Annotated in this window: 18 protein-coding genes; 1 reads left to right on the top strand and 17 read right to left on the bottom strand. The window is 36.2% G+C overall.

Annotation, left to right across the window (positions count from 1 at the left end):
* Nucleotides 1–3: 3 nt before the first annotated feature.
* Complete coding sequence (locus tag TOL5_RS10515) at nt 4–498, top strand: ureidoglycolate lyase (RefSeq protein WP_026040376.1); 495 nt, start codon at nt 4–6, stop codon at nt 496–498.
* Nucleotides 499–646: 148 nt separating this feature from the next.
* Here TOL5_RS10515 and TOL5_RS10510 read toward each other — a convergent pair whose 3' ends face one another.
* From TOL5_RS10510 to ureE, 17 genes are all read right to left on the bottom strand, one after another.
* A complete protein-coding gene (locus TOL5_RS10510; protein WP_010591391.1) occupies nt 647–1,369 on the bottom strand; it encodes an outer membrane protein OmpK in 723 nt (240 codons plus the stop codon).
* Between the two features lie 144 nt (nt 1,370–1,513).
* Nucleotides 1,514–1,834 (bottom strand): hydroxyisourate hydrolase, encoded by a 321-nt coding sequence (gene uraH / locus TOL5_RS10505; protein ID WP_004830697.1) that lies wholly within the window; start codon nt 1,832–1,834, stop codon nt 1,514–1,516.
* 24 nt (nt 1,835–1,858) lie between these two features.
* Nucleotides 1,859–2,365 (bottom strand): 2-oxo-4-hydroxy-4-carboxy-5-ureidoimidazoline decarboxylase, encoded by a 507-nt coding sequence (uraD, locus tag TOL5_RS10500; RefSeq protein WP_221260704.1) that lies wholly within the window; start codon nt 2,363–2,365, stop codon nt 1,859–1,861.
* Nucleotides 2,366–2,449: 84 nt separating this feature from the next.
* Nucleotides 2,450–3,415 (bottom strand): allantoinase PuuE, encoded by a 966-nt coding sequence (gene puuE / locus TOL5_RS10495; protein ID WP_151781407.1) that lies wholly within the window; start codon nt 3,413–3,415, stop codon nt 2,450–2,452.
* Between the two features lie 80 nt (nt 3,416–3,495).
* Nucleotides 3,496–4,551, bottom strand: a complete 1,056-nt coding sequence (locus TOL5_RS10490; protein ID WP_198114655.1) for a hypothetical protein — start codon at nt 4,549–4,551, stop codon at nt 3,496–3,498.
* Nucleotides 4,552–4,568: 17 nt separating this feature from the next.
* Nucleotides 4,569–5,150 (bottom strand): histidine phosphatase family protein, encoded by a 582-nt coding sequence (locus TOL5_RS10485; protein WP_151781622.1) that lies wholly within the window; start codon nt 5,148–5,150, stop codon nt 4,569–4,571.
* 94 nt (nt 5,151–5,244) lie between these two features.
* Nucleotides 5,245–6,291: a hypothetical protein gene (locus TOL5_RS10480; RefSeq protein WP_151781621.1), complete on the bottom strand. Its 1,047-nt coding sequence runs from the start codon at nt 6,289–6,291 to the stop codon at nt 5,245–5,247.
* 33 nt (nt 6,292–6,324) lie between these two features.
* On the bottom strand, nt 6,325–6,915 hold the full coding sequence (locus tag TOL5_RS10475; protein WP_151781620.1) for a lysozyme: 591 nt from the start codon (nt 6,913–6,915) through the stop codon (nt 6,325–6,327).
* Nucleotides 6,916–7,063: 148 nt separating this feature from the next.
* Nucleotides 7,064–8,764 (bottom strand): urease subunit alpha, encoded by a 1,701-nt coding sequence (ureC, locus tag TOL5_RS10470; protein WP_009586925.1) that lies wholly within the window; start codon nt 8,762–8,764, stop codon nt 7,064–7,066.
* Nucleotides 8,764–9,087 carry an urease subunit beta gene (locus TOL5_RS10465; protein ID WP_151713191.1) on the bottom strand — a complete coding sequence of 108 codons (324 nt, stop codon included), beginning with the start codon at nt 9,085–9,087 and terminating at the stop codon, nt 8,764–8,766. Before TOL5_RS10465 ends, ureC begins: the two co-directional genes overlap by 1 nt.
* A gap of 29 nt (nt 9,088–9,116) precedes the next feature.
* Entirely contained in the window at nt 9,117–9,419 is a 303-nt protein-coding gene (gene ureA / locus TOL5_RS10460) for an urease subunit gamma (RefSeq protein WP_004830684.1), read from the bottom strand.
* A gap of 52 nt (nt 9,420–9,471) precedes the next feature.
* The gene (locus tag TOL5_RS10455) at nt 9,472–10,107 is read right to left on the bottom strand and encodes a sel1 repeat family protein (RefSeq protein ID WP_052455974.1); all 636 of its coding nucleotides are present in this window, start codon (nt 10,105–10,107) and stop codon (nt 9,472–9,474) included.
* Between the two features lie 118 nt (nt 10,108–10,225).
* Nucleotides 10,226–11,095 carry an urease accessory protein UreD gene (locus TOL5_RS10450; RefSeq protein ID WP_042088816.1) on the bottom strand — a complete coding sequence of 290 codons (870 nt, stop codon included), beginning with the start codon at nt 11,093–11,095 and terminating at the stop codon, nt 10,226–10,228.
* Nucleotides 11,096–11,145: 50 nt separating this feature from the next.
* On the bottom strand, nt 11,146–11,712 hold the full coding sequence (locus TOL5_RS10445) for a HupE/UreJ family protein (RefSeq protein ID WP_009586903.1): 567 nt from the start codon (nt 11,710–11,712) through the stop codon (nt 11,146–11,148).
* A gap of 51 nt (nt 11,713–11,763) precedes the next feature.
* Complete coding sequence (gene ureG / locus TOL5_RS10440) at nt 11,764–12,378, bottom strand: urease accessory protein UreG (RefSeq protein ID WP_009586876.1); 615 nt, start codon at nt 12,376–12,378, stop codon at nt 11,764–11,766.
* Nucleotides 12,379–12,444: 66 nt separating this feature from the next.
* Nucleotides 12,445–13,110, bottom strand: a complete 666-nt coding sequence (locus TOL5_RS10435; protein WP_042088735.1) for an urease accessory protein UreF — start codon at nt 13,108–13,110, stop codon at nt 12,445–12,447.
* Nucleotides 13,097–13,579, bottom strand: coding sequence for an urease accessory protein UreE (gene ureE, locus TOL5_RS10430; protein WP_042088734.1), 483 nt, complete (start codon nt 13,577–13,579; stop codon nt 13,097–13,099). Before ureE ends, TOL5_RS10435 begins: the two co-directional genes overlap by 14 nt.
* Nucleotides 13,580–13,943 lie beyond the last annotated feature (364 nt).

Below are 13,943 nucleotides of genomic sequence, written 5' to 3'. Positions count from 1 at the left end.
CTCATGAACTATATCCAAATTCAGCCACTCAGCAAAGATGCTTTTGCACCTTTTGGTGACGTGATTTCCTGTGAAGGCAATGATTTTTTTCCGATCAATAATGCGCTAACCGAACGTTATCATGCCTTAGCTTTAGCACAAACCAATACAGGACAAGTCGGTTTAAGTATTTTTCGGAATATTCAAAAAACAACTGTTCCCTGTACAATCAAAATGCTTGAACGCCATCCTCAAGGTTCACAAGCCTTTATTCCGATGCATGGTCAATCTTTTTTAATTGTCGTTGCAGCACAACTTGACCAAAATACGCCTGATCTAGCACACATTTATGCATTTATCAGTAATGGAAAACAAGCCATTAATTATCACAAAGGAACTTGGCATCATCCATTATTGACGCTCGAAGCACCGAGTGATTTTGTCGTGGTCGATCGTATTGGAGAGGGTCATAATTGTGATATCTTTCCATTCGAAGAAAATATTGTGTTAACTTTTTAATCATCGGCTTATTGCTAAACCATTGGGTTCAGTAATAAGCCAAAGTAACATAGATTTATGCGACACAAACGCTATAAAACCATAATTTAATTATCATAAAGACCAGTATCCTCGATTCCTTTTCTCAGGCTTCAATGCATTTAAATCATTAAAAATGATACTTAATCAATGCACTGACATTATTTTCATCTTTTCCTGAGATACCATATTTATTATTCCAAACCGAATATTCAACACCTAAATATAATTTAGTATTGGGTGAAATATGTTTGCCCGCATTCCATTTCCATTGTGTGGTCCAGTTTAACTCACTGGCATGGTCATCTTCAGCAGTTGACCAATCCAGAAAACCATCGATCAAGAAATCTTCAGATGCAACTGTAAATGGCACACCAAAGACGAAAGTCAATTGATAGTCATCATCTGTATTTTTATAATTGTCTGCTTTATAAAAATTTAATTGGGCATATTGAAAATATGGAATCGCCAAATCCACACCGATCCCATATAAGTAATTATTAAAACCTTCTCCACCTTCCCAAGTAGTTGCAATCAAAACATCTTTAATTGGACCAGCCTCTAACTTTCGCCCTGAAATCGCCCCTAAGCTCAAGCGTGGTGAAACTTCAAAATAGGTTTCATTACCAGAAACGTCATTATTGGTGCGGTCAGCAAATGCAAAAAAATCACCATATTTCAATTTTGCCGCGTACTCAAAAGTAATTGTAGACTGATCATCTTCTCGAGCAATTAGTTCATAGTTTTTACCGTATAACCCTGTAATACTAAAATCTTGCCAGATTGGAGCAGCTTGTGTGCCAAAAGCAGTACATAGCAAAGTTGTGAACGCAGCAAACTGTGTCAATTTCATTTTATAAATTCCCCACAAGAAACAAAGATAAACACCGCAATAGATAAGCAAAAACAAAGCCAATATTTTTATAATTGGTAAAAAATATATAAAAAAAGCTCAAATAAATGAGCTTTAAGTCCTTGATAAAATGTATTTTATACTTTAGCTTCCCCGATAAGTGGAGTACGCAAAAGGACTGATTAATAAAGGAATATGATAATGCTGGTTAATGTCATTTACAGAAAAGTAAATCACGACTTTAGGAAAAAAAGTATCTAAATCAAAGCGATTAAAATAATCAGCAGTATAAAATACTAAATGATATTGCCCCGTTTGTATCTCACTTAAATTAAAATCTGCAACACGCCCGTCATTGTTCGTTTTAGACTCAGCAATCAACTGCTCCTGTGCATCAAATAATTTGATCACAACATCTGTTGCAGGTTTTCCCAAATGTGTATCTAAAATATGGCTACTAATCATCGGATTTCCTTTATGACTCAAATTCTAATGTTCAGACAATGCCTGCGTTAAACGTAAAATTGTAATTTCACTCAACTGTTGTTTCACGATACGTTGTTCTGTTTCAACATCATTCAATAAACGATATTTCAATGCCTGTAAGATTTCAGTGTGATCCAAACCTAATGCACGAATCAAAAACAGAAATCCAAACTTTTTTTCATAGGACAAATTGCCTTTTAATAAAGCATCTTCTATTTCGCTGCTTTGTTTTATTGCAGATTGTTCACGATTGGAAAATTCACGTTCTTGTTCAGTCAGATTCGCTTTAGCCTTTTTTTCACCAATTCGAGGATGATTGTTTAACGCTGTTAAAATCTCATCCCAAGTCCAAGTTAATGCCTGTTTTTTGGCATAACCCAAAAGGTCGTCTAAACTTGTAAATGGACGCATAGAGACAATATCTTGCGTCCAACGTGGAATCTGTACACAATGATTAAGAATTGCTTGAGCTTGTTGTTCTGAAATTTGATTAAATTCATTTAAATTCACAAGTTATACCTATCATTCAAAATGACTAAAGATTGAAGCGCTTTTTTAAAGCTTTTCTGCTCATTTTTAACATTGCTTTGATGCTTATTGCGCTGGATGATATTTAAACCAATGTTCTGCAATATCTCCACGCCGACATACCCAAACATTGTCATGTGACTGAACATAATCCAAAAAACGTTGTAGTGCTTTAAAACGTCCCGGGCGCCCTAATATACGACAGTGCATGCCAATCGAAAGCATTTTTGGCGCTGTTTCACCTTCCGTATAAAGCACATCAAAAGCATCTTTAAGATATTGATAAAACTGTTCTCCGCTATTAAAACCTGCTGGTGCACAGAATTTCATATCATTACTTTCTAAGGTATAAGGAATAATTAAATGAGGTCGGCTTTCACCATGTGCATTGGTTAAATTTGTCCAAAATGGCAAATCATCACCATAGTAATCACAATCATATTTAATCTGAGGAAATTCTGCCAATAATTGCCGTGTGTTGGGGCTATCTCGACCTGTATACCAACCGATTGGGGCTTGTCCAAATAATGCTTCAAGCACACTGATCGCTTGATCCATATGTTGACGTTCTGTGTCTATATCGACATTTTGGTAGTTGAGCCATCGTTGACCATGTGAAACCACATCATAATTAGCATTTTTAATTGCATTGACGATATAGGGATTGCGCGCCAATGCCATCCCGACTCCAAATATGGTCATGGGTAACTTTCGTTTTTGAAATTCATGATGAATGCGCCAAAAACCTGCCCGAGAACCATACTCGTACATTGAATCCATAGACATATGTTTATCTGGAAAGCTTGCAACACCGACAATATCGGATAAAAATTGCTCAGAACCAATATCACCGTGTTCAATATGGTTTTCAGCTCCTTCTTCGTAGTTCAATACAAACTGTACTGCCAGTCGAGCTTGGTTGGGCCATTCCACTTTAGGAACTGAACCGTGATAACCAATCAAATCCCGTGAATAAGAAGCATTTTGAATTTGATCAATAAGTGCTTGACCACGTAAATAAGTTTTATTCACTGCAACTGCCTTAAACTTTTTCAATCATCATTTTTTAGTGTGAATGAATAAGCAGTTTTTATGCCAATTTCCGTGATGCGCTATTGCATGGGTTGAGAACTTAACTGCAAATGCTTTTTATCTCCACTAAAAATATATTGGTGTTTCCCAATTTGAAAACTGTAATTGCTCTGCTGATTTTCAGCCAATTGATTCGGTACAATTTTTGAGTTATTTTCAGTGAATTCTTTGACTAAAAATTGATAAGTTTTCTCAGTCATTTGTGGATCTAATAATTTATTCACGATTCTATTTTGAAGATATTGATCTAAGCGCTGAGTAAAAATTTCAATTAAATCTTTATCACCTGAATTAAAAATAGTTTTAAATTCATTCAATGTAGCAACATGCTTATCGAGTATTTTTAATCCTGTTGTTTGTATGGTATTCACTTCAAATTGATCTGTACGCTCAAAAACTGCATTTAGGCTTTTTTTAGCATCTGTAAAATTTGGATCCTGATCAGAATATTGCCGATAAATCTCATCGAAAAGGTGCTGATATTTATATGAAATCGAAGCATAATCAGACAATCTAAAATATTGCTTTTGATTTAAATACACTAAATTATCTGAACATTTCTTTCCACATTGTGCTTTCTGTTGTTTGCTTATTGCACTTGTTTGAAGATACTGCTTATAAAGATGATCGGCATCATCGAGGTATTGTGGATTGTGCGTCCATTTGTATTTCACCAAACTTGCTTCGCCTGCGGCAAGATAAGTTTCATATCTCACCACTTTTCTATCCTTAGCTAAGTTTTTCTCCCATAAATCACGATATTGGTTCAAGATCTTAACGCCAGCAATGGTAAAGTCAGAAGCAGCTAAGGCACAATTTTTATTGTCTAGATAACCTAAAAAATCAGAAACAAAAATAACATCCATCTGATAAACATCTATTTTTTCTGAGTTATCACTTTTTAAAAATTCACCCAACACTTTAAGAGGCAAATAATCAATTCCCTTACATTGTGTTTGCAGTGGTTGGGCAAGTTGAGTTAAATCCGCCTTTAAGGTCACAATATCTGCATATGTAGATAGCGATATACCACCCAGTAATCCCAATAAAGCTATTTTTCTCATCATCGGTTTCATGATGTTCTTCTCATATTTTATTTGTAAATAAAAAACTCGGCATTGCCTAATTGATTATTGAGTAAATCATAGCGAAATTCACGCATCAATGTTGAGCTCAATGCTTGCTTCTGTGCCATCATGATTTTTAACAGTTGTAGAAACTGACCGTGACTAAAGACCAGCAAATGTTGATCGGTGTAATGCGATTTAAGTGCATCTAAATGTTGCATAAAATCTGTCACGCGGTGATAAAAATTGGCAAAAGATTCAGCATCATCACTTGTGATTAGATTAACATCGGCACGACTCCAATAGTCATCTACCCATGGTTTACGTTCTTCTAAAGTGGTGTTTCTACAACGTCGATCTGATAAATATGAAAATTCTTGAATATTCAAAACTTCAGGCGTAATTTGATCCCGAAGTAAAACAGGTTCGGCAGTCAGTCGTGTTCGCAAAAAAGGTGAAATATAGATTTGCTTGGCTTTTGGTAGAGTATTCGCCAGATTTTGAGCCTGTTGATGTCCATATTCTGTCAAAGGAATACTGGCATGCAATTCTACTCTTCCATTAACGTTTCCTAAGCTTTGCGCATGGCGAATTAAATAAATACTCATTTAAACTTTGCTCTACTTTGTAAAAAATAACTTTAGTCAATAATATAACTACCCATATTTCAAAAATCTTTTAAAAAATTGATTAACCTGAAGTTTATTTAGAAAAATTTATCGGTTCCATAATTAGTTTTAACTTATTATCTGCAATTATAAAAGTATAAATGTGTTGACCTAATTGATAACTTATTACTTTTTTTCTTTTAGTTTCATATGTACCTAGATACTCAATCTTTGTGTACAAGTATGTACTTTCTTTGCTTAAAATCTCAGATATATTTTTTATCATTCGATCATCAAGAAGATTATTTTCTATACGATATTTGATATAATCATCTAGTTTCTCGTAAAAAAAATTTTTAATGTTTTGATCATCAATTTTAAAAATGAATTTAAAGTTTTCAATTGTTGCAACTTCGAATGGGAAAGAATGCAAACCTGTTTTTTTTATATATTTGATTTCATTTTCATTAGTTAAATCAAATATTTTTTCAAGTTGTGTAATTTGTCCCTCTGTTTTTTTAAAATTTTTGTAGTGGTGTTGAAATAGGTCATGATATGCCATCAAGATCCCCACATAATGAAGAGGAAGATAGAATCCATCATCTTGTTTTAGATATACATAATCTTTACACAACTTTCCACATCGGCTTTTATCATTTTTTGAAATAATATTTCTATTTAAATAACTATTAAAATTTTCTTGAGCTTGTTGTAATTTTTGATTATCCATAGTCCAAGAATACTCTATTAAATTAGCATATCCTGCTTGCATATAAACTTCATTATCCAACGTTCTGTCTGTTTCATATTTATTTTTTAAATATTTTTCTTTAATTGAAATACCATTAGTTGAAAATTTACTTGCTGCCAAAGCACAATTTTTATCTGTAATAAAAAGTAAATAATCTGAATTAAATATAATCATTAGATCAAATACACTAATATTAGTTTCTTTTGACTCATTTATAAAATCATTTAAGTGCTTTAATGGTCGATAATCAACTTCATTTTTACAAGATATTAATAAATCCTTACTTATCCATTTTAATTCGGATTTTAAATCTGCATATGAACATTTACTAATTCCCAAAAAAATAACGAAAACAAAAAATTGCAGTATATTATTGATAAGTCTAATCATTGTATTTCTCTTTTTATATTTTGAAATAAAAAATTAACTTAAAAACAAATCTTTCTCGACCGCTCTACGGTTGACTAAACCTTGTACAGTTTTTCCACCTGCTTTAATCCATACATCGAATTGCTGAGCTGCAGCAATATAATCCAATGTATTTAGTCGCTTCAATAAGGTCGAATTTTGAAAAGCATTGATTCCAATGTTATACGCCAATGAAACCAGTGCATCAAACTGATTTTGACTTAATGGTACTTGTACAGCACGACTCACGGCTTGTTCAAAACGTTTCAGGTCAAATTGCATATAGCTTTTAGCTTGTTCAATGGTACATTGATCACCATATTGAACAGCTTTTCCATTCGGATAGCGGGTTGTGCCATAACCAATTGTAATTACACCGACTCCATCATCATAAGCTTTCAACTTTAAGCCCTCAAAGCTACAAATCAGATCAACACCTTTGGAACTTATCCGAGTGATTTTATCTTGGGCAAAACCAATCACATTGGTATCAGAATCAAAAGCAATACCGATATTTGAATTAGAGTAATCGGGCTTAGTTTTATTCGATTTATGCTGTGCTTTGTTAAATAAGACTTGAAACCATTTGGACCAAAAGTGAGACATGGAGAAGACTCTGAAAATTGATGAGACATAGCTTTGATCAATATTCTATACAGAGCTTTGTGCTGAAATATAGTGGTGTTTGGTTGTCATGTTTTTTTAAAACTCCTTTTTGACTAAAAAGGAGTTTTAAGCTTTTTACCCATAATGATTAAAACAGAAAATAACGCTGTGCCATCGGTAAAACTTCCGCAGGCTCACAAGTCAAATGAACTCCGTCTGCACGAACTTCATAAGTTTCAGGGTGTACATCCATGACAGGACAATAACAATTATGTTTCATGTCATTTTTACTGATATTTCGGGTATTTTTACAGGGCGAAATCAGCTTTTTTAGTTGCAACTTTTCTGCAACACCCTGATCAATCGCAACCTGAGATAGGAAAGTAATACAGGTATTATGAACCCCTCTTGGATATGCGCCAAACATCGGACGATAATGAACGGGCTGTGGCGTAGGAATTGAAGCATTAATATCGCCCATTGGTGCAGCAGCAATCATTCCACCTTTAATAATCATGGATGGTTTGACCCCAAAAAATGCAGGTTTCCATAACACCAAATCTGCCAACTTTCCTTCTTCAACTGAACCTACCTCATGGCTTAAACCATGAGTAATCGCAGGGTTGATGGTATATTTTGCAATATAACGCTTTACACGATTGTTATCGTGATATTGATTATCACCCTCCAATGGTCCACGTTGTACTTTCATTTTATGCGCGGTTTGCCATGTTCTTAAAATCACTTCCCCCACACGTCCCATCGCCTGTGAATCCGATGACATCATCGAAATAGCACCGAGATCTTGCAAAATATCTTCAGCGGCAATTGTTTCCCGACGAATACGGCTTTCTGCAAAAGCGACATCTTCAGCAATTGCTGGATCTAAATGATGACAGACCATCAGCATATCTAAATGCTCATCAATGGTATTGATCGTATAAGGTCGTGTTGGGTTAGTCGAAGATGGCAAAACATTCGCTTGCCCAATGGCTTTTAAAATATCAGGAGCATGTCCACCACCTGCACCTTCTGTATGATACGTGTGGATTGTACGATTTTTAAAAGCGGCTAATGTTTCTTCAAGAAAACCACCTTCATTTAAAGTATCGGTATGAATCGCAACTTGTACATCATACTCGTCTGCGACAGTCAGGCAATTATCAATTGCAGCTGGTGTAGAACCCCAGTCTTCATGAAGTTTCAGCCCAACCACACCAGCTTGAATCTGTTCTGCAATGGGTGCAGGCTGGCTCAAATTCCCCTTGCCCAATAAACCGATATTCATAGGTAAGTCATCTATCGCTTGTAACATCGTCGCAATATGCCACGGACCTGGGGTTACAGTTGTGGCTGAAGTTCCTGCTGCGGGACCTGTACCACCGCCAATCATTGTAGTCGTTCCTGACATCAATGCTGTTTCGACTTGCTGCGGGCAAATCCAATGGATATGTGTGTCTATTCCCCCTGCTGTTAATATTTGCCCTTCACCTGCAATAACTTCAGTTGCCGCACCTAGTGGAATGGTAATATCTGGCTGAATATCAGGATTACCTGCTTTGCCTATCTTCCAGATTCGACCATTTTTTAAGCCAACATCTGCTTTGATAATTCCCCACCAATCGACAATCAAAGCATTGGTAATCACCGTATCAGCAACCTGATCTGCCAACAGTTGTGACTGCCCCATACCATCACGAATGACTTTACCACCACCAAATTTAACCTCTTCACCATAGGTGGTTAGGTCCTGTTCAACTTCAATAAATAGCTCAGTATCTGCTAATCGAACACGATCTCCTAGTGTAGGACCAAACATTTCAGCATATGCGCGACGTGACATTTTCATTATTCATTATCCTGTTGGTCTAATTTGCCCATGATGCGACCTGCAAAGCCATATACTTCACGTTTACCTGCAAGTGCAACGATTTCAACATCACGACTTTGCCCCGGTTCAAAGCGTACTGCCGTGCCTGCGGCAATATTCAAACGAAAGCCTTTGGCACGCTCTCGATCAAATTGCAAAGCATCATTGGCTTCATAAAAATGAAAATGCGAACCGATTTGAATCGGGCGATCGCCTAGATTTGCTACACTTATTTTTAAGACTTCTCGTCCAACATTCATTTCAATATCACTATCAGGCGTGATCATTTCACCGGGTATCATCGTCTTGCTCCCAAATTTAGAATTTTATTTTATTCAATCGGTTGATGAACGGTGACTAACTTTGAACCATCTGGAAAAGTTGCCTCAACCTGTACTTCAGCAATCATCTCTGCCACACCATCCATCACGTCTTCACGACTGAGTAATGTCGTACCATAGTGCATCAGTTCGCTGACCGTCATGCCATCACGTGCCCCTTCAAGCAATGCTGCGGAAATAAAAGCAATTGATTCTGGGTAGTTCAGTTTTAATCCACGGGCTTTACGTCTTTCTGCAACTAAACCAGCGGTAAAAATCAGAAGTTTGTCTTTTTCTGTAGGGTTGAGTTCCATGATTTATTCCTAACTGAGTTATATGGTTTACAAGCAAGATTCATGCAAAAAATTATTTTTTCTTCATCGTATTGAGAATATATTGCTTTAATTCTATGGATTGAATACATGCAGGATGATCTTGAGCAAGTTGACAGCTTTTATTCAATATCTTCAGCGCTTTTTGATAATCAATTTGAGGTTCTATTCCGCTGATAAGTTTTGATGCATACATGGTACACCCCCAAGGATCATTCATATCACAGGTTTGCTTGAAAGCTTTAGTAATACATTGATTTTGTTGGATAGGAAGTGCTTGCTGTGCGTAAAATTCAATTCCTGATGCACGATTGGTACATGCAGTTGGTACACCCGCTTCACAGCCTTTTTGAAATAATTTCTCAGCATCTATTTTGTAATTCGCACTTTGCAACTCTAAAGCGGTAAAATAACAAGCATAGCCGTCTTTATCTAAACATTTTGCATAACAACTTTTAATATTATTTTGACAACTTTGCTGTTTTTTAAAATAAGTTTTTGTTGTTTTTATTCCATCACTCAGTTTTTGATCGGCTGGGCATTGATCTAATGTGTTTTTAAAAACAGGATTACTGTGTATTTTCGCTTGAATCTTTTCAAGATCTAGATTATTTACTTCAGCATAAGCCATCAAAGGTAAAAAGCTAAGCAATAGAATCAAGTTTTTCATTTATATTTCTCTCTTAAGGCACAGTTATTCTTGATAAAAACAATGCGTTTTAAATCAATTTATTGATTATAATAGACTGGCATAAAATTCTTTTCCCTATTTCGATTTTTTCATAATTTCACGTTCGCCAAATTCTTGGAAATTCTTCATCTAAATTAAACCAAAAACGTCTTAATTTGGCACGAATTGCAGCAAAAGCATCATGACAATGTCGAACATCATCACCGAGATAACGAGCACAGACCACATCACCCAGTAAGGTTAAAGTGACGGGCAGATTCATTCTCATGATCAATTCTCGGATTAAGTCGATATGTTGCTCCAAGAAAAAACTCGAACGAAACTTTTCAGGGGCTACCGCCCAAAAACTCCCCATCACTGCATAATGATTCATTCCTAGACTAGAACTTAACCAACGATCATCGCCTCTAAAATGCAATGTATCTGCGACCAATAATTGTTCATTGCGTTTCAGTTTAAATTGATTTTTATAAGCACCTGTTTGAAATTTTTCTTCACGTGCCTGTCGCCCAATCACCAACATATCCCAACCAATGAAACTCGCCCGTGAATCAAGTTGAATAATGGTTTCTGAGCGCGCATTCGCACCATCAAACAACATGGTTTCTTGTGGCAACCATTCAAAAACTGCATCATTTTCTACGTGGATAAAAATATGCTGGAATGCCTGTTTGGCATTGGTTCGGTACCATTTTCCTGCGCCCGGCGTAGTGACCAATGCATGTGCGGAAGCACCCACATGAATATCAAAGGTTAAATGATCTCCGCCTGCAATACCCGCAGGCGGATGAACAATAATGGCATGACAAATTCCTGTTCTTTCTGGCCAAAGCATTTTTTGAACACGTACAGGACCATAATGCTTGCGATGACTCAGTACGGTTCGATCAGCCTGTACCTTAAAGCCCAATTCTAATTTGGCATACCACAAAGAATCATGGCATGGTTGGGTAATTAAATTTGTCATGACCATTTATACATTTTATACATCAAAGGCTTTTAAAGGTTTATTGAACATCAAGCCAATCCAATCACAGCGACTAATGCTGCCAATGTGCCAATGATCTGCTTGCCATAAGGTACATATTTTTTAATCAATGCACCAATGCCTAATCCACCTGCATAAATCAGTGCCATTGCTGTGACCATACCCAAAACTAAAAGACTGGCATGACCAGATTGACCTAATTCTGTGCCATGTGCGACTCCGTGAAAACTTGCCAATAACACAGCTACAATAGGCAAGGCTTGATTGGATTTGGTCCACAATGCGATCGCCAATAAAACCAAAGAAGCGATAATGCCATATTCAGCAACTGATGACGGAATTAGATCTTGACTGCCAATCATAAAGCCTGCGACCATTGCGATGGCAAGACCAATCAAACCAAATAATTTCCAACGCTGGTTCGCTGTCCACATCAACACGCCAAAAGCGATTGCCATCATCAAATGATCCAAACCTGTAAATGGGTGAATAAAACCAGCCCAAAAGCCTGTGTGATGATCATGCCCAGGATGAGCCAAAGCCAAAACAGGGATATATGCGATCAGTGTAATCGAACTTTTCTGAATTAAACGCATGTTAATTCTCCTTCAATTTTTATTAACTTTTTACAATATTTAATCTATGAATTAAGCTTTAAATAAGCCCTGTTTTTCAATAAAATCAATGATTTGATTTAAACCATCTTGCGTTTTCATATTCGAAAACAAGAATGGTTTTTCACCCCGCATACGCTTTGCATCTTGATCCATGACGTCAAGATTTGCCCCAACCATCGGTGCTAAATCTGTTTTATTAATAATCAATAAGTCTGATTTGGTTATTCCTGGTCCGCCTTTGCGCGGAATCTTCTCACCGCCTGCAACATCAATTACATACAAGGTTAAATCTGATAATTCTGGGCTAAATGTAGCTGCTAAATTATCACCACCACTTTCAATAATAATCAGCTCCAGTCCATCAAACTTTTCACATAGATCATCGATTGCAGCAAGATTAATGGAAGCATCTTCACGGATTGCAGTATGTGGGCAGCCCCCAGTTTCAACACCTACGATTCGGTCAGGCGACATAGCTTCATGACGTGTTAAAAAGTTGGAATCTTCTTTGGTGTAGATATCATTGGTCACCACAGCCATATTGTATTTGTTACGCAATGCTAAACAGAGATTTAAAGTTAAGGCTGTTTTTCCCGAGCCTACAGGTCCACCTATTCCGACACGCAAAGGGCTACGTTCTGTCATGATTTTTCCTTTTTTTGTGCATGATACTGAGTTATCAAAAAGATACTTTAATCAGTATGTGTTTAACTATGATCTAAATAATCGTGAATATTGCGTTTCATGCGACATACTTAACATCGCATAGTTAGGTAAAGCACTGCTCAATTCATCATCTTCAAGTTGTAATGCTCGTTCTATTGCTTGAGGAATTAAACTGTGTAGATGCCATAAAATTCTTTGTCCACTCATTTGTCCAAGTGGAACAGTCTTTACCGTTGCAAGAACTTGGTTTTCTAAAACAGTGAAGGTGTAAGCGGTCAGTACATCATGCAAATTCAGTTTTAGACTGCCACATAAATGTGCATAGACAGGGACAAAACCAAATTGCTTTTTCACTTCAACTTTTTGCAAAAGCACATCTCGAATCCATGCATTTAAGGAAAATGCCAATTGCTGTGATTCAGCCAACAATTCTTTGGATTCACGGCTGGCTCGATAAAAATTCGCCCAGACTAAAAACTGTTCATCATTCGAATAGTGTTGCATCAAGCGTTTTAAAATCGGCAATTCAAAACGCACCAACAACATCTCTAACACTTCATTAAAATAAGCAATACTTGACACTTCATCATGAATTAAGCCTTGCTCAATTGCACTTTCTACACCTTGCGAATAGCAATAGGTACCAATAGGCAAAGCTGTAGATGACAGCGTGAGTAAGCTGAGTAATTGTGATGCATTAGTGATGGACATGATGCAAAGCCTTAATTGGGCTTAAACGATGATCATGCTGATGTTGTGCATAAGCCCCACTTTCAGGCTCAAACGGATGTTCAACTTCATTCACTGTTAGACCAAGCCCTAAAATCATCTCAGCAAGCACATGATCTGGTTCGAAATAAAGTGCCGTTGGAGTCAGCATCAAAGGCACATGGCGATTGCCTAAATGATAAGCCGCTTTTAATAAATCAAAACTATTTGACGCAATGACTTGCATCAACTTTTCAGGTTTTGCATCTATTCTCAGCACTTCTCCTTGTTCAGTTGCGATATAAGAGCCGCTACGCAAAATACCTGTTCTTGGTAAATCTGCACCAATATCGTGCCCATTATTCAAAGTTGCACGAAAACGGCTCTTTTGCCGAGTATCAAAAGTGAGCGCTACACTTTCTACTGTCTTATCTGGGTGTATGCTTTCTAAACGTAGTGTATAAATTTTCATGCTCATCCACTTTGATTAGACATCACATTTAAAATGTTCCAAATTGATGCCAAAAATTTATTCATTCATATTGCTTTGCATTAAATTAATGCATTTATCATGCCAATTTTTGTTTTGTTTAGATCAATGACAGCATATTTAAAACTTTAACGATAAAATGAAATTCATATTTTTTATAAAATTATCCAGTATTTTGAAATGAAAAGTTAAGATTACAAAATAAAACCATAAAAAAAATATGTGTATTTCACAAAATATTGAAATAACAGATATTTAATCAAATTTAAATGCAATTATCGAATTGCGACAATGGCTACAATGTGTTATCAATGAATCAAGAATCAGATAAAAAGGAGACACTTAT

Source organism: Acinetobacter sp. Tol 5, from assembly GCF_019702905.1.
In the GTDB taxonomy this organism is placed as follows: domain Bacteria; phylum Pseudomonadota; class Gammaproteobacteria; order Pseudomonadales; family Moraxellaceae; genus Acinetobacter; species Acinetobacter bereziniae.
This window is presented reverse-complemented; position numbering and strand designations above follow the sequence as displayed.